Origin of the sequence: Streptomyces coeruleoprunus (assembly GCF_039542925.1) — a bacterium.
Classification (GTDB): Bacteria; Actinomycetota; Actinomycetes; order Streptomycetales; family Streptomycetaceae; genus Streptomyces; species Streptomyces coeruleoprunus.
Genome location: NZ_BAABIT010000001.1, coordinates 740,451 through 755,986, shown reverse-complemented (window position 1 = coordinate 755,986; position 15,536 = coordinate 740,451). Strand labels below are relative to the sequence as shown.

At 72.3% G+C, this 15,536-nt stretch carries 12 protein-coding genes and 1 pseudogene; 2 read left to right on the top strand and 11 right to left on the bottom strand.

Going from position 1 to position 15,536, the window contains the following annotated elements; genetic code table 11:
• Positions 1-113: 113 nt before the first annotated feature.
• Together ABEB09_RS03525 and ABEB09_RS03520 are read right to left on the bottom strand one after the other, a co-directional pair.
• On the bottom strand, positions 114-461 hold the full coding sequence (locus ABEB09_RS03525) for a hypothetical protein (RefSeq protein ID WP_345686989.1): 348 nt from the start codon (positions 459-461) through the stop codon (positions 114-116).
• Positions 462-512: 51 nt separating this feature from the next.
• Positions 513-1,775, bottom strand: coding sequence for a cytochrome P450 (locus tag ABEB09_RS03520; protein WP_345686987.1), 1,263 nt, complete (start codon positions 1,773-1,775; stop codon positions 513-515).
• Positions 1,776-1,997: 222 nt separating this feature from the next.
• Here ABEB09_RS03520 and ABEB09_RS03515 point away from each other — a divergent pair, with 222 nt between their 5' ends.
• Positions 1,998-2,699: a CDP-alcohol phosphatidyltransferase family protein gene (locus tag ABEB09_RS03515; protein ID WP_345686985.1), complete on the top strand. Its 702-nt coding sequence runs from the start codon at positions 1,998-2,000 to the stop codon at positions 2,697-2,699.
• Positions 2,700-2,702: 3 nt separating this feature from the next.
• On the opposite strand, the pseudogene ABEB09_RS03510 reads toward ABEB09_RS03515, so the two are convergent.
• From ABEB09_RS03510 to ABEB09_RS03490, 5 genes and pseudogenes are all read right to left on the bottom strand, one after another.
• Positions 2,703-3,143 (bottom strand): annotated as a pseudogene (locus ABEB09_RS03510) (FAD synthase family protein); the annotation flags it as partial.
• A complete protein-coding gene (locus ABEB09_RS03505; protein WP_345686983.1) occupies positions 3,143-4,675 on the bottom strand; it encodes a fibronectin type III domain-containing protein in 1,533 nt (510 codons plus the stop codon). The gene ABEB09_RS03505 and the pseudogene ABEB09_RS03510, both read right to left, overlap by 1 nt.
• A gap of 92 nt (positions 4,676-4,767) precedes the next feature.
• The gene (locus tag ABEB09_RS03500; protein WP_345686981.1) at positions 4,768-6,315 is read right to left on the bottom strand and encodes an oligosaccharide flippase family protein; all 1,548 of its coding nucleotides are present in this window, start codon (positions 6,313-6,315) and stop codon (positions 4,768-4,770) included.
• On the bottom strand, positions 6,312-8,480 hold the full coding sequence (locus ABEB09_RS03495) for a hypothetical protein (protein ID WP_345686979.1): 2,169 nt from the start codon (positions 8,478-8,480) through the stop codon (positions 6,312-6,314). The genes ABEB09_RS03500 and ABEB09_RS03495 overlap by 4 nt, the downstream gene beginning before the upstream one ends.
• Complete coding sequence (locus tag ABEB09_RS03490; RefSeq protein WP_345686977.1) at positions 8,455-9,879, bottom strand: hypothetical protein; 1,425 nt, start codon at positions 9,877-9,879, stop codon at positions 8,455-8,457. Before ABEB09_RS03490 ends, ABEB09_RS03495 begins: the two co-directional genes overlap by 26 nt.
• A 195-nt stretch (positions 9,880-10,074) precedes the next feature.
• On the opposite strand from ABEB09_RS03490, the gene ABEB09_RS03485 reads away from it, so the two are divergent.
• On the top strand, positions 10,075-11,316 hold the full coding sequence (locus ABEB09_RS03485) for a glycosyltransferase family 4 protein (protein WP_345686975.1): 1,242 nt from the start codon (positions 10,075-10,077) through the stop codon (positions 11,314-11,316).
• Between the two features lie 98 nt (positions 11,317-11,414).
• Here the strand turns inward: ABEB09_RS03485 and ABEB09_RS03480 are convergent, their stop codons facing one another.
• From ABEB09_RS03480 to ABEB09_RS03465, 4 genes are all read right to left on the bottom strand, one after another.
• On the bottom strand, positions 11,415-12,437 hold the full coding sequence (locus ABEB09_RS03480) for an NAD-dependent epimerase/dehydratase family protein (protein ID WP_345686973.1): 1,023 nt from the start codon (positions 12,435-12,437) through the stop codon (positions 11,415-11,417).
• A 55-nt stretch (positions 12,438-12,492) separates the two neighbouring features.
• Positions 12,493-13,719 carry a nucleotide sugar dehydrogenase gene (locus tag ABEB09_RS03475; protein WP_345686971.1) on the bottom strand — a complete coding sequence of 409 codons (1,227 nt, stop codon included), beginning with the start codon at positions 13,717-13,719 and terminating at the stop codon, positions 12,493-12,495.
• Positions 13,720-13,800: 81 nt separating this feature from the next.
• Positions 13,801-14,961 carry a glycosyltransferase gene (locus tag ABEB09_RS03470; RefSeq protein ID WP_345686969.1) on the bottom strand — a complete coding sequence of 387 codons (1,161 nt, stop codon included), beginning with the start codon at positions 14,959-14,961 and terminating at the stop codon, positions 13,801-13,803.
• Positions 14,958-15,494, bottom strand: coding sequence for an LbetaH domain-containing protein (locus ABEB09_RS03465; RefSeq protein ID WP_345686967.1), 537 nt, complete (start codon positions 15,492-15,494; stop codon positions 14,958-14,960). Before ABEB09_RS03465 ends, ABEB09_RS03470 begins: the two co-directional genes overlap by 4 nt.
• Between the last annotated feature and the right edge of the window lie 42 nt (positions 15,495-15,536).

Sequence of the window (15,536 nt, the reverse complement as noted above, 5' to 3'; positions counted from 1 at the left end):
CTGTCCTACGGGTCTCCCCAGTATCGGCGCCGCGCCGGGCGGGGCCTTTGCCGGAACCCTCCAGATGGCCCGAAAACGGCCAGGACCTGCGGACTTCGGCTGGAACGGGCCGATCAGCGCCGGCGCCGCGTCACCAGCCAGAGGCAGACGCACGGGGGCACGGCACCGGCCAGTCCCGCGACGAGCGCCGCGCCCGCGACCGGCTCGCTGAGGGTGGTCACCAGGCCGGTGACCCGCCCTGCCGTGGTCGGGACCGTGATCTCGCAGCCGCGCTCGGTGAGGGACATGCCGCCGCCCTCGACGCCGAGGCCGTGGCCGTTGTCGAGGCACTGCCTGGCGCCCAGGACACCGGCCGCCGACCAGAGCAGCCCGGCCAGGACGGCGAACAGCAGCGCACCCGCCAGGCCCGCCCTGCGGAGGGAGCGGCTGCGGTCGGGTATCCGGTGGTTCCGTGCGTTCATGACCGCATCATCCACACGACGACCCCGCGCGCGTCCAGCGGCCCCGGCACCTCAGGCGCGGGTGCGTCGTTCCACCAGGACGCGTCGTGGTGCCCGGAAGGACAGCAGGCCCAGCATGTCGGGGTCCGCGTCGTCGACGAGGCGTACGCCCGGGAGGAGCCGGGCGGCCGTGCCGAGGGCGATCGCCGCTTCGGTGCGGGCCAGGAGGGCTCCGGGGCAGCGGTGGCGTCCGGCGCCGAAGGACAGGTGGCGGCGGGTGTTCTCGCGGTGCGGGCACAGCCGCTCCGGCTCGGGGAAGACGGACGGGTCGGAGCCGGTCCCCATCAGCATCAGCAGCAGATCGGCCCCCGCCGGCACGGTGACGCCGGACAGCGTCGTGTCCCGTGCCGCCACACGGCGCCACGTGGTGACGGGCGGTTCGCGGCGCAGGACCTCGTCCACCCAGTCGCGCGCGAAGTCGGCGTCGTGTGCCGCCCGTTCCCACGCCGAGGGGTCGTCGCAGGTGGTGCGCAGGACGTTGGAGATGAGCTGGCCCGTGGTCGACTGCCCGGCGATGAGGACGAAGAAGCAGACCGCCACGGCCGTCGGCACGTCGAGCGCCGAGCCGTCCGGCAGCCGGTGTTCGCGCAGGGCGCCGATGAGGCCGCCGGCGCCGTCCGCGACCTGCCGGGTGAGCCGCTGGTGGAATTCCCCGACCAGCGCGGCCAGCTCCGCCTGACGCTCGGGCGAGGGCCTTCCGTAGAACAGCTCCAGTGACGCGTCGCTCCACCGCACCAGGGTGTCCGCCGGGATCTCCTCGACGCCCAGCAGCCGCATCATCACCCGGCAGGGCAGCAGCCGGGCGAAGTCGCGGGCGAGGTCGTACGTGCCGGTCGCGGTCAGCTCGTCGTCGGCGCCGGTGAGCAGCTCACGCGCCGTCCGCTCGATGAGCGGGACGGCACCGGTCACCCGGTCCGCGCTGAAGAACCGTGTGACGAGACGGCGCAGACCGGTGTGGGTCGGCCCGCCGTTGTTGGCGAGGGCCGGCGGCAGGGTGAAGCCGGCCCGGGCGAGGATCCGCAGTGCCGGGACGGGCAGGCGGGTGACGGCGTGCTGGGCGTTGTCCGGCAGGAAGCCGGCCGGGTCGAGCAGGATCCGTTCGACGTCCTCGTACCTGCTGACCAGCCACAGGCCGGTCGCCCGGTCCTGGTGCACCGGCGCGGAACGCTGCAGGGCGGCGAAGGCCGGGTACGGATCGGCGACGAACCCGTCGCCGAAGAGGTCGAGGGAGGCCAGAGCGTCCTCGTCCGTCGCCGGGATCGTCCCGCCTGCCATGAAGTCCTCCCCGCGGCGACGCCCGCCGTCCTGCCCACGTCCCCGCACACCGTGCCCGACCGGGCCAGTATGCACGCGGCCGCCCCCGGCGCCATGAGGCCGGTCACGCACGGTCGCCGGAGACACGTGCGCCACGCAGACAGAACCGACCAGTCCGTACGGGAACAATGGTGTCTGTCATAATTTGGTGCCATTCAGACCGTTTGTCAGTTATGAGGATGAATGCCGGACTTTCCCGAGGTGTTCAGAAACCTGTCGACGGCCCAGAAGCCCGCGAAGGGCGTCTCCGTGTACACGCGGTTCGTGAACCGCCCGGCGGGCCGCGCGCTCGCGGCGGTCGCGTACCGGAACGGCGTGACGCCGAACCAGGTGACGCTGCTGGGCGCGCTCTGCACCTTTCCGGCGCTGGCCGCCGTGGCGGTGGTGCCGCCCGGGCCCGTGATGGCGCTCCTCGTCTTCGCCGCCCTGGCGCTCGGCTTCGCCCTCGACTCGGCGGACGGACAGCTGGCGCGGGGGCGCGGGGAGGCGAGCGCCTCCGGCGAGTGGCTCGACCACGTGATGGACGTCGTCAAGGTCGTCGGCCTCCACACGGCGGTGCTGGTGTCGTTCTACCGCTTCTTCGACCTGCCCGGCGAGGCGTTCCTCCTCGTTCCGCTGGTCTTCCAGCTCGCCGCGGTCGTCATTCTCTTCGCCGGTCTCCTGACCGAGAAACTGAAGTGGCAGACGGGAAGGGCGGCGCCGTCGGCGCCGCCCTCGTCGCTCCGGTCCGTGCTCCTCCTGCCCGTCGACTACGGCACGGTCTGCCTCAGCTTCCTATTCCTGGGGAGTGAGGACCTCTTCCTCGTCGTGTACTGCGCGCTTCTCGCGGCGCACATCGTCTTCATGGCCGTCTTCCTGGTGAAGTGGTTCCGCGAGCTCTCCTGAACGCGGTTCCGACAGCCGGCGCGGCGCCAGCAGGTCCAGGGCGGTGCGCAGCAGCGTGCTCGACGTGTGCACGGTGTACGGGAAGTAGACGACCTCCACGCCGAGCTTCGCGAACTCGGCCTCCAGGGTCCGCCACACCTCGGTGTTGAGCCAGTCGTCGCCCTTGAAGATGACGTCGAAGCGGATGTCCTTCCAGATCTCGATCTTGTCGTCGACCGTGGCGACGTACGTGTCGTCGACGTACCGCACGCTGCGCACGATCTCCAGCCGCTCGGAGAGCGGTACGACGGGAGGTCTGCCCTTCAGGTGCGCCACGAGATCGTCGGAGCAGACGCCGGCGATCAGGCGGTCGCAGTGCTCGCGAGCCCTTCTCAGGATGTTGAGGTGGCCCACGTGGAAGAGGTCGAAGGCCCCGGGCGCGTACCCCAGGCGTAGGTTCGTCATCATTCTCCTGACGGTCCCGCGGCGGCGACCGCGCTCACGCTGAGCGGCGCCGACCGCGGGGAGACGTTCTCGCCGTCGGACACGGCGATCGTGTACACGTGCCGGGAACCGGGGGCGACGGTGTCCAGGTAGGACATGTCCGGCCGGTCCCACCACGTGGAGCGCTGCGTCGGCGAGGCCACGAGGACGCCGTCGCGGTAGATCAGGTACGTCAGCGTCGCGTCGTCCCGGTCCCACGCCGCCTGCCAGGTGAGCGTGACCCGGCCGGTGCCCGGCTCGGCGGCGACCCGCGGGGGCGCCTCCGGGGCTCCGGTGTCGGGCCCGGCGGCGAAGCGGGTGAGGCTCTGCTGCGGCTGGTCGTTGACGGTGGTGAACTCGCCGCCGGCCCACAGGATGTCGCCGGCCATCACCATCGTCCGGGGGCCGAGGCTCTCGTCGAGCCCGCCGTTCGTGTCGGGGAACCAGTGCAGGAGGGTCTCGTCGGCGATCGAGTTGGCGAGGAAGTGCTGTTGCCGCTTGTGCTCCCCGAAGCCGCCGGGCGTCCGGCCGCAGTTGTGGGCGTGCGACCCGCTGTACAGGACGCCCTTGTACGGGACGACCGCCTGGGTGGCGCCCAGGCAGTCGTCCTTCCACACCAGTTCGTCGTCGGCCAGGCGGCCGGCGATGCGCCCGTCGAAGACACCCGTGCCCCGGCCCTCCGCTCCCAGGTAGAAGTTCGTCTTGTCGCGCGCCAGCGACTTCACCGACGAGTACGTCGGCAGCCAGCGGTGGTACGTGGAGACCGTGGCGCCGGTCGAGGGGTGGAGGGCGACCAGGGCGTGCACCTCCTCGCCGTTGACCTCGTCGAAGTCGCCGCCGACGATGACCTTGCCGTGGTCGGTCGCCGCCGTGATGGCACGGACCGGCCTGTCGAGGTCCGCCGTGAACGGCAGGACCTTGCCGTCGGGGGAGAGCGCCGCGATGCGCTTGCGGATCTGTCCTTCGACGGTGGAGAAGTCGCCGCCCAGGTACACCGTGTTGCCCGCGGTCTCGATGGCCCGGACGTAGGACGACACCGTCGGCCGGAAGTCCTTGCGCAGGGTGCAGCCGGCCGTGTCGAGCGCGACCGCGCTGGCGGCCCCCTGGCCGTCCACCTCGCTGAAGTGGCCGCCGATGTACAGCACCTTGCCGTCGGGGGACGCCTCGAGCGCCCGTACGGTGTCGCCGGCGCCCGAGAAGGTATGGGTGCACGGCAGCAACTTCCCGGTCACGGCGTCGAACGCGGCGAAGTTCTTGCGTGCGACCTCCTTCTCACCCTCCTTGGCGCCCGGCGGGCGGACCTTGTCGAACGAGCCGCCTGCGTAGATCACACCGTGTGCGTACGCGAGCGACCACACGACGCCGTCCGTCTGCCAGGTCGCCAGCGGATCGGCGGTCAGGGTGTCCTCGCCCTCCGCCGCCGAGACGGAGGCGGAGGCGAGGGCGGCGGCGCTGAGGAGAGCCAGGGCGGAAGCGGTGGTGACGAACCTCGTCCTACGGTTTCTGTGGCGCATGGGGCATCCCGGGCGGAAGTTGTACGCGGAAAAGGGAGAGGGGAGAGGGGAGAGGGGAGCGGGGAGGTCAGGCGGCCTCGCGTCACGAGGCCTCAGGCGGAGGTGCGTCTCCGCAGCACGCCGACGAGCTCGTGCACGCCCAGCGTCGTATGAAATCGGCACAAACTTATACCGAGAGCCAACAGTCCCACGGCGATTCCGAGGGCGAGTCCGGTCACCGTGTCGCCGGCCAGCAGCCGTGCGGGAACGACCAGACACGCCGTCAGACCGAGGCCGGCGGCCGTCGCGGCGAGGTATCCGCGGCTGACGGTCGTGAAGCCCGGATGGCGCCGTACGAGGAGGGCCGCCGCGAGGTTCTCGACCACGATCGCCGCTCCCCAGGACAGGGCGGCCCCCATGACGCCCCAGCGCGGCACGGCGAGCACGCCGACGGTCAGCTGCACCGCGAAGGCGATGCCCGTCAGGGCGAGGTGCCAGGAGCTCTTGCCGGCCATGAGCAGCACCGTCTGGGCGTTGCCCACACCGATGTTGACGGCCGAGGCGACGCACAGCAGCACCAGCGCGTCCGCCCCTCGCGCGAACTCCGGCCCGAACAGGGAGAGGACGGTGCCGGGGAAACTCGCGAGGAACACCAGCAGGGGCCAGGAGAACACCACGATCCAGCACGTCGAGACGCGATGCAGGTGTGCGGCCTCCTCCCGCTCCCCGACGGCGAGAAGGCGGCTGATCTCCGGCGCGAAGGCCAGCCGTACGGCGAGCTGGAGCAGGGTCGCCGCGATGATGACCCGGCTGACCGCCGTGTAGATGCCCGCCTCCTCGCTCGTCCCGAGGGACGACAGCAGGATGACGCCCACCCAGACCGCGCTGATGTCGAAGACCGAGGAGATGGCACGCGGTGCGGAGAACGCCCAGAATCCGCGGGCCGCCGCGGCGGCCGCTCCCGGCGCGGTCACGGCCTCCGGTCCTGGACGGCACCGGCGCCACGCGAGCCAGGCGACGACGGCACCCGCCAGGGCGGGCACCAGCCAGGCGGCGGCCAGACCCGGCACCCCCGGCGCGATCAACACGAGCGGCACGGCGATGAGCACCCGCAGGACCGGCTTGCCGATCTGCTCCACGCCGACGAACGGGACGACCGTGCCGCACCCCTGGGTCGCCCCCAGCAGCACCAGGGTGACCGTGGCCAGGGGGAGGAAGACCGCGAAGAGCCGGATCAGCAGGACGGCGTCGTCCGGGGCCAGCGTCGGCAGGAGCGTGGTGGCCGCCGCGGGGGACAGGAACAGCAGGGCCGCGGCGGCGGTGCTCGCCGCGGCCCCCGGAACGACGGCGGTGCGCAGGAGGGGACCCACCTCGCGCCCGCCGCTGAGGGCGAGGTCGCGGGACACGAAGCGCACCAGGCCCGTATCGGCGCCGAGCTTGCAGGTGTTGCTCAGGATGGTGAAGACGGCGACACCCGTGAACACCGCTCCCGAGCCGTGGGCCCCCAGGGCGCGGGTGACCAGGGTGACGAACAGGTAGCCGAAGAGGACGTTGGTCACCGAACCGAGGAGACCCCACCAGCCGCCACGGGCGGTGGCGGTGATCCCGCTCCGGGCGGCCGTCCCGTCGGCCGCGGGAACGGCCGTTCCGGAGGCGCTCATCCCTGGGAGGAGGCGGTCAGCGTCTCGTCCGGCGCGGACGAGCCCTGCTGCGGGGCCACTCCGTCCGGCGCCGCTTCCTCCTCCTTGGCGGTGTCGGCCTTCGGGGCCTTGGCGTCCTTCGGGTCCGGCGCGCCGGACGGCTCCTGCGCGCCGGAAGAGTCCTGTGCGTCCTTCGGGCCCTTCGCGGCGTCCTTAGGGTCCTTCCGGCCCCTCGGGCCGCTCGCGCCCCTGACGTTCTTCTTCTCGGACTTGTCGCTCTTTTCGGCGTTCTCGGCGTTCCCGGTGCCCTCGTCGGTCTCGCCGGTCCCGTCCGTCTCGCTCTTCTCGCCTTTCTCGTTCTCCGCCGTGGTGTCCTGCGGCTGCTCCCGCAGGCCCTCGTCGGCCTCGGCCTCGACGCCCGCGTCCCGTACGGCGTCGTCGGCGGGCGTCCCGTCCGTCGCCTCCGCCTCGGGCTGCCGTACGTCCTCCGGCACCGTTTCCTCCTGGGCCGCCGCACCCCGGCCCATCGGGCGGCGCAGGCTCTCCAGGGCGTCGCGCAGGCGGCTTCGCCGGGTGCCCGTGTCGAGCACGGCGCCCACGAGGCGTCCGCCGGAGAGGCCGACCAGTTCGCGGATCCGCTTGAGGTCGTCGCGCCGGGTGCGGTCCGTGTCGCCCACGACCAGGACCCCGTCCACGCGCTGGGCCACGGCCAGGCCGTCGGAGTGTTCGAGGAGCGGCCGGGTGACGACGAAGACGGTCGTCCCGCCGTCGGCGCACAGGAGCACGCGGGTGACCGACGGGGACGTCGGGACCTCGTCCGTCGTGGCGTCGCGCCGGTCCGGGTAGAGCGCGAAGCGGCCGGCCGTGCCCGCGTCGACGACGACGCGGCCCTCGGGCCGTTCGACCGCCGGGGCGGAGTCGCCCCTGGCGGCGGGATCGGCCGCAGCGGTGGAGTCGCCCGCGGCGACGGGGGTCGCGGCGCGGAGGTCGTCCACGTACTCGGCGGGGCCCGGCACGTCCACGGAGTCGGCGGGATCCGCCGGCTCCAGCGGGAGGCGTCCCGCGAGGCCGGGCGCGCCGGCCGCGTCCACCAGCAGCACGTCGTCACCGGACTCGGCGAACGCGGCGGCCAGGTTCACCGCGGCCGCCTCGGCGTTGCGGTCCTGCTTCGGCGCCACGACCAGCAGCGTGCTGCCGGCCGTCAGGCCCTCGCCGCGCCGGAGCCGGAAGGCGAGCGTGCGGTACGCCTCCGCGCGGCTGCCGCCCACCCGTCCGACCTCCAGCAGGTCGCCGCCCCCCGTACCCGTGGCGGGGTCCGTACGCGTGCCCCCGGTCGTGGGGGCGGGCACCCGCGGCGGGATGATGCCCAGCACCGGCGCGTGCAGTGCGGCCTGGACCTCGGCGACCGAGCGGGCCCGCGGTTCGAGGGCGGACCGCAGCCAGGCGAGCATGACGCCGACGGCGGCACCGCTCAGCAGCCCCAGGCCGAGGAGCGCCACCGGGCCCTCGCCGGCGGGCCGCGCCGGCGGTTCGGCCCTGCGGACGATGTCGCCCCCGCTGGTGTCGTGGGCCCTGATGTCCGAGATCCGCTTGTGCAGGACGTTGATCTGGTCCCTCAGGCTCTGTCTCGTCGCGGTGTCGATCTTCGGCTTGTCCCTCTTGGTGAGTGCGGCGACCTGCCTCTCCAGGCCGCCCGCCATCCGCCGTACGACGCTGTCGGTCCGCTCCTGGCGGTCGGCGAGGTACGCGTCGACGAAGGCGTTGGTCACCCTCGCCGCACGCTTCGCGGTGCCGGCCGTGTACTGGAACCTGAGGACCTGCGTGTCCGGCGGGTTGCCGACGCGCAGGTCCTTGAGCAGCGCGTCGGCGCGCGACGGTTCGCGCAGCGCCTTCGCCGCCCGGATCGCGACCGCGGAGCTGAGCGCGATCTGCCGTTCCGTGCCCATGCTGACCTGGTTGTCGACGGACACGCCGAACGGGCTGAACGGATCCACCGTCGAGCGGACGAGGACCTCGCCGGTGGAGGTGTACGTCCCCGAGCGCAGGAACGTCAGGAGCAGTCCGCCGAGCAACCCCAGGGCGATGCCCAGCGCGATGGTCGTCCGGTACCTCAGCAGCCGGCGCAGCTGGTCGCGGAGCTGGTCCGGTTCGTCGTACCGGTCATCGAAGGTGGTGGGGCTGTTCACGGAGTCCTCCTGTTCCGGGGACGGGTGTGGGGCCGCCGGTCGCGTCCGGCAGCGCCGGTGACGGGGACCGGGACGGCCGGGCGGCGCGGGTGGTGATGAAGAGGGGAACGGTCAGGAGCAGCAGGAGCGGGCCCGCGATGGCCATGAGGCTGCCGCGCAGGAAGACCATCTGATAGAAGGCGAACGCCGGGACGAGGAGGACGGCCAGGGAGGCCCGCTCGTTCCGCAGCCGCTCCCGGATGTCGTCCATCCGGCGCCCCGCCGCGCCGAACAGGCAGAAGACGGCGACGACACAGGGCGTGCCGCCCCACAGGTAGCTCTCGATCCACAGGGGCGCCGACAGGTTCTGGAAGTCGTAGCCCGCGTACTGGGCGAGCCGGACGCCGGTGTCCTCCGGCTTCCCCGGCCACAGGGAGCGCGGCACCATGAAGAGCGCGGGTCCGGCGGCGGTGGAGGGCGCGAAGCCGTGCTCCCGCGCGTAGTCGACGCCGGTCTGCATCTGCTGGTAGGCGTCGTAGTCCATGTTGGTGCTGAGCTGTTCGGCCAGGGACACCACCTGGACGGCCTCCCGTTTGTTGTAGCGGAAGTAGTCGCTGTACGGGAAGACGAGCAGGACCGCGGCCGTCAGGGCGGCGGCGGTGACGCGGTAGGCGCGCGGACGGGTGAACCGGCTCATCGAGAAGAGCAGGGTGAGCAGGACGGTCCCCGCCCAGAAACGCGGCTTGCTGATGGGGTTGTTCACGATCACGTTGACCGTGAGGAGCAGGGGCAGCAGCATCCAGCGGACGCCTCGCAGCAGCCGGTCGCCCCCGTCCCGGCGGGGGAGGTGCAGGAGGGCCAGCAGGGCCCAGAAGGAGGGCACGGCCAGGACCCAGGCGCGCAGCACACGCCCCGTGTCGGTGGTGGAGCCGGACTGCCGGACGGCCTGTCTGCTGGTGAAGAACGCGTCCAGTCCGCCCAGTCGGGGGATCAGCGCCACCGCCAGCACCAGCGACAGGCCGCACAGCAGCAGGACGGGCACGGGCGCGATCCGCCGGGAGAGCAGCGGTTCGAGGACGGCGGATCCGCGCGTGGCACGCCGCGCGGCGAACGCCGCGCCCGCGCTGTAGGCGAGGAGTCCGAGTTCGCTGAGGACGCTGGCGGTGAAGGCGGTGGCCTCGCCGGTCCGGTAGTCGAGCGGGTAGGTGTCGGTGGCGACCATGGCCAGCGGTGCCAGCCCGAGCCACACGTAGGCGAAGAGCCAGAAGGCGAGCCCCACGAGCCGTACGGAGGGCGAGGTGAGTATCCGGGTGAGGCCCACGCCGGAATGCGCCACGACGACGCACTGCACGGCGAGTGCCGGCCCGAAGCGTACGCCGGGTCCCTGCAGGATCAAGGCGGGCAGTACGGCGATGAGCACGACGGCCGCACCGCATACCGCAGCCAGGCAACGGACTTGACCGCCCCGCACCTGCACCCCTCCTCAAAACGGGCATACATAAACGAATCGGGAATAACCTGTCAGGTGAGTTATAGCGCACTCGCCTGGCGGGCCGCGTCGGCGTCAGGGCGTTTCTCGTAATGAAGTGCCGCATTCATACCGTATTGTTGAGAAATGCCTGATTTCTTTGCGGGGCGTCGCGTCCTCCTGGTGACGACCAACTACGCGCCCGAGCACGCCGGAATCGCGCCCTACTCGACCCAGACCGCCGAACACCTCGCCGCCCGCGGCGCCGAGGTCGACGTCCTCGCGGGGATGCCGCACTACCCCGGCTGGCGGGTCCACGACGACTACCGGGGCCGCTGGCGCATGGTGGAGGACCGGTCCGGCGTCCGGGTCCACCGTCGGCGCGGCTTCGTCCCCGCACGCCAGACCGCCCTCCTCAGGGCGGCCTACGAGATCAGCTTCCTCGCCCATGGATCGGTCCGGCCGCCGTCCGGGCGCCCCCACCTGGTGCTGAGCCAGATGCCGACCCTCGCGGGAGGTGTGCTCGGCGCCCGCGCCGCCCGCCGCCACGGTGTGCCGCACGTCGTCGTCGTCCAGGACCTCATGGGAGCGGCGGCCGCCCAGAGCGGGATCAGCGGCGGAGGCCGGGTCGCCTCGCTCGTGGCCGGAGCGGAGGCCGGGGTTCTGCGCAGGGCGGCCCTGATCGGTGTCGTGCACGAGTCGTTCGTGGACCGGGTCGCCGCGATGGGCGTTCCCGAGGCCCGCGTCAGGGTGGTGCCGAACTGGACCCATGTGCCGCCCCCGGCCGGCGACCGCCGGGCGGTACGGGCCCGGCTCGGCTGGCGCGACGACGAGTTCGTCGTGCTGCACTCCGGGAACATGGGCTTCAAGCAGGGCCTCGACGTGCTCGTCGACACCGCCCGCATCGCCGCCCGGGAGACCCCGGGCCTGCGGGTCGTCCTCATGGGGGACGGCAGCCGGCGGGAGCACGTGGAACGCCTGGCCGCCGGCCTGGCGAACGTGGACCTCCTGCCACCGGCGCCCGACACGGACTTCCCCGACGTACTGGCCGCTGCCGACGTCCTCGCGGTCACCCAGCGGGCGTCGGTCCTCGACATGAGCCTGCCGTCCAAGCTGACGTCCTACTTCGCGAGCGGACGGCCCGTCGTGGCGTCGGTCGCCCCGGAGGGCGGCACGGCCCAGGAGGTACTGCGGTCCGGGGCCGGCGTGGTGGTGCGCGCGGAGGACCCCGAGGCGCTCCACGGCGCGCTCGGGGAGCTGCTCCGCGATCCCGGCGGGGCGGCCGCGCTGGGGCGGCGCGGCCCCGCCTACGTACGGGAGAGACTGAGCCCGGAGGCCGGGCTCGGGCGGATCACCGCGATGCTCTCCGAAGCGCTGGAGCGCGCCTAGGCCTCGTCCGGCGGGTCTTCCCCACTCCGCCCCTTCCCGGTTCGGGGGCCGCGCCCCCGAACCGCCCGCTCCTCACACGCCGGAGGGGCCGAACGCAGTCACAGGCGGCCCTCGGCGATGGCCTGGCGCACCCAGGGGATGATCTTGTCGAGGATCTCGTCCAGCGTGGTCGTCGCCGTGAAGCCCAGCACGTCCCTCGCCTTGGAGACATCGGGGGTCCGGCGCTGCACGTCGTGCTCGAACGGCTCGTCGGCCGTGTAACGGAACGGCTCGTCGGGCCCCTTGATCTTGCGCCAGATCAGCTCCGCCAGCTCCAGCACGGTGGTGGACCGGGCGTTCGCCAGGTTGAAGTCCTCGTTGAACGCGTCCGGATGGAAGATCGCCGAGCAGATGCCCCGCGCCAGGTCCCCGCCGTACGTGAAGTGCCGCACCTGCGCCCCGCTGCCGAGGATGTGCAGCGGATCCTGCCCCTTCAGGACCTTCTGCACCAGGTCCGGCACCACGTGCGACATGCTGATCTTGATGTCGCCCGAGCGCTCCTCCCCCTGGCCGACCGTCCTCTCCTCGCCAACGTCCACGCAGTTGAAGGGCCGGACGATCGTGAAGGGCAGCTTGTACTGGTCCCAGGCCGCCCGCGCGAAGTACTCGACGGCCAGCTTCTGGAAGCCGTACGAGGACGACGGCGGCGGGATGCGGCGCTCGTCCCCCTCGCGCGACGGCCACGAGTCGGTGTTCTCGTAGACCATCGAGGAGCTGAGGTACGTGACCTTCTGCAGCGGCCCGTCGCCGTGGACCCGGATCGCCGCGTCGCACGCGGCCGCCGTGATCCGCTCGTTGGTGGCGAGCAGGTCGTAGGCGTACGTGTGGAAGTAGGAGATGCCGCCGATCATGGCGGCGCCCGCCACGAAGTGGTCGCAGTCGGCCAGCAGCTCCGCGAGCAGGTCCGCGTCCCGGGCGTCGCCCTCGACCAGCCGGTAGCGCGGGTCCTCCACGGTGCCGCGGCGGGCGGCGCCGTACTTGGAGAAGTTGTCCAGCCCGACCACGGTGTGGCCCTGGCTGAGCAGTTCCCTGACGAGGTAACTGCCGATCAGACCGGACGCGCCGGTGACGAGAACCTTCACGGGAGACCTTTCTGGTGCGGTGCTGGTGGATGGGGAGCGGTGCGGTGCGGTGCCGTCAGGCCCGGACGCCCCTGCCCGTGATGCCCCACAGGTCGACGACGGGCTTCTCCGTGGCCAGGCTCCGGTACTCGGGATGCGGAGTCGCGACGACCAGGACGTCGGCACGGTCCAGGACCTCGCCCAGCTCCACGAAGCGCGGGTCGCTGACGTACGGGTCGGTGCACAGGGTTTCCCGGGCCTTGGCCATGAGAATTCTGCGCAGCTTGAACGAAAGGCTTTCCCGCACGTCGTCGCTGCCCGCCTTGAAGCCCATTCCGAGCACGCCCACCCGCGTTTCCGGGAGGCGGAACCGCTGCTCCAGACGCGATACGAGATAGAGCGGCAGCCCCTCGTTGACGAGCATGGCCGCATGGCCCAGGACGAAGTTGTTCCCGGTGAACGCCGCCAATTGCAGGGTGTCCTTGAGGAGGCACGGTCCGGCGGCGAATCCCGCGCCCGGCATGTCGGCCGCCCGCGGGTATTCGTAGGTGATGGCGCGGCGAATGCGCTCGAAGTCCAGACCGAAGTCGTTCGCCATCATCCAGAACTGGTTGACCGTGGCGAACTTGATGTACCGCCAGGTGTTCGCGAAGAGCTTCGCGAGTTCCGCCTCCTCCGGCTCCACGCGGACGATCTTGTCCGTGAGGGTGCGGAAGAACTTCTCCGCCCGGTCGCCGGCCGCCTCCGAGCGGGCGGCCACCAGCTGGGGCAGCTCGAACAGCTCCTTCATCGCGGCGCCCTCCGCGATGCGCTCGGGGCAGAAGGCCACGTCGACGTTCTTGCCGAGCCGTTCGAGCAGCCGCTCGGTCAGCGCGGTCACCCCGGGGTGGACCGTGCTCCTGAGCATGATGAGCTGGCCGTCGCGCAGATGCTCGGCGCAGCGCTCCAGCGCCCGGGGGACCGCTCCCAGGTCCGGGTTGAGGTGCTCGTCCACCGGCGTCCCCACGACCACGATCAGGTGGTCGGTGGTGGCGACGCTCGAACCGTCGGTCGTGGCGCGCAGCAGACCGTCGCGCACGGCGGCGCGCAGCGGCTCCGCGGCCCCCCGCTCGAAGAACGGGAGTTCGCCCCTGTTGACGGTTTCGACCGCCGCGGCGTCGATGTCGTAGAGCGTCACCGAAAGCATTCCGCGGGAGGCGAGCGCGATTCCCAGCGGAAGGCCCACCCGCCCGCAGCCGCCGATGACGACCACATCGGTGGCCGGTCGTGAATCCTCGCTGGCAACAGTGGATTTCTCGTTCATGGTGCGGAACTCTCCGTTGCTCGGTCACCGTTGATTCCTCGGTGACGTGGACGAACCCTACAAGGAGCCTTCCGGCGAAGATCAGCGGGAAATGTCACGCACCGGAACAGTTACCCCGGACAGCCCAGGAGAAGAAAGGTCCCGGTAGATCTCCTCCAGCCGGTCCGTCACCGCGCGGATGGAAAAGCGTTCCTCGACGGCGCGGTGACCCGCCGCCACGAGGGCGTGGCGCCTCTCCTCGTCGGTGAGCAGCTCGCACACCGCGTCCGCGAGGGCGGCAGGGCTGCCGTCGGTGACGGCCGCCGCACCCCGGTGCGCCAGCTCCTCCGCGATGCCGCAGCTGTCGGTGCACACCACGGGCGTGCCCACCGACAGGGCCTGCAGCACGGTCATCGGGAACGGCTCGTCGACGCTCGGCAGCACGTACACCGCGGCCTCCGCCTGGGCGCGTACCGCCTCGGCCGGTGCCAGCGCCCCGCCGTAGGAGACGACGTCCTCCAGCCCGTGCGCGGCGATGAGCCGCAGCACCTCGGGCAGCGACCCCTCGTCCGCCCCGTACAGGGCGAACCGCGCGCCGGGCACCCTCCGGTGGACCAGCGCGGCCATTTCGACGAACGCCTCCGGACGCTTGCGCGGGTGCAGGCGGGCGAGGAACAGCACCTCGCGGTCCCGCCGGGGCCCGGCCGCGCTCCCGCCACGGGAGCGCACCCCGTTGGGCAGCGGGCGCAGCGGCGGACCCTGCGGGCCCACGACCTCCGCCAGGGCGAGCCGTTCGCGCTCGGTGAGCACCAGGAAGCCGCGCGCCCGGCGCAGGAGCGGCACGTACACCCGGTCGAAGAGGCGGACGACCCGCGAACGGCGGGGCTCCACCATGCCGTGCGTCTGCGCCACGAACCGTTTGCGGCGCAACGCGGCCACCACGAGCGCGGTGAGCGAGACCAGGTCGCGGCCCGCGTGGATGTGCACCGCGTCGGCCGCGCCCATCGCCCGCCACAGGTCCCGGGCGAGCAGCGGGTGCATGATCCCGGTGAACCGCCCGGGAAGCAGCGCCCGCGCGGGGCGGCTGCGCAGCGGCACCGCCCCCACCCGGCCCGGCGCCGGCGACCGGCCCCGCCACAGCGACACGAGCGTCACCTCGTGGCCGCGCGCGGCGCACTCCTCCAGCTGGCCGACGGCCACGCTCGTCGGGCCGCCGTACGCACCGTCGTCGCTGACGAGCGTCACCACATGGACGATCCTCATGCCGGGGCTCCCGTCGTGACGACCGTGCCGGGCAGGACGTCGCGGTGGGCGACCGCCGAGGCGCCCACGACCGCGCGGCGCCCCACGGTGACGCCGCGCAGCACGACGGCCCGCGCGGCGACCCAGGAACCCGGCTCCAGCCGGATGGGCCCGTTGTCGAACTCGAAGGTCGGGCTGTGGCGCTGGTGGCTGCCGGTGCACAGCAGCGCCTCCTGGGAGACGCACACGTCGCTGCCGATCGTGATCGGCTCCAGGTTGAGCAGCCAGGCGCCCTCGCCGATCCACACGTCGTCGCCGATCTCCAGCCGCCACGGCCAGTGGACGCGGACGCGCTGGCGGATCAGCACCCGCCGCCCGACCCGCGCGCCGAACGCCCGCAGCACGGCCGGGCGCCAGCGGGCCGGGAACCACCATTTGACGAAGACGAGGTTGAGGACGGCCCACCAGGCCGCCTGGACGAGCAGGGGGCGCCCCTTGTCGTAACCGGCTCCCGAGAACCCGCGCAGGGAGCGCTCCGCGGCAGTGGCCCTCACCGAGGGCGACGATCTCTCCACGTACGTGAGTTTCCGGGAACT

Coding starts and splice junctions, on each gene's coding strand:
- ABEB09_RS03525 (WP_345686989.1), bottom strand. CDS start 461: ATGAACGCACGGAACCACCGGATACCCGACCGCAGCCGCTCCCTCCGC.
- ABEB09_RS03520 (WP_345686987.1), bottom strand. CDS start 1,775: ATGGCAGGCGGGACGATCCCGGCGACGGACGAGGACGCTCTGGCCTCC.
- ABEB09_RS03515 (WP_345686985.1), top strand. CDS start 1,998: ATGCCGGACTTTCCCGAGGTGTTCAGAAACCTGTCGACGGCCCAGAAG.
- ABEB09_RS03505 (WP_345686983.1), bottom strand. CDS start 4,675: ATGCGCCACAGAAACCGTAGGACGAGGTTCGTCACCACCGCTTCCGCC.
- ABEB09_RS03500 (WP_345686981.1), bottom strand. CDS start 6,315: ATGAGCGCCTCCGGAACGGCCGTTCCCGCGGCCGACGGGACGGCCGCC.
- ABEB09_RS03485 (WP_345686975.1), top strand. CDS start 10,075: ATGCCTGATTTCTTTGCGGGGCGTCGCGTCCTCCTGGTGACGACCAAC.
- ABEB09_RS03475 (WP_345686971.1), bottom strand. CDS start 13,719: ATGAACGAGAAATCCACTGTTGCCAGCGAGGATTCACGACCGGCCACC.
- ABEB09_RS03470 (WP_345686969.1), bottom strand. CDS start 14,961: ATGAGGATCGTCCATGTGGTGACGCTCGTCAGCGACGACGGTGCGTAC.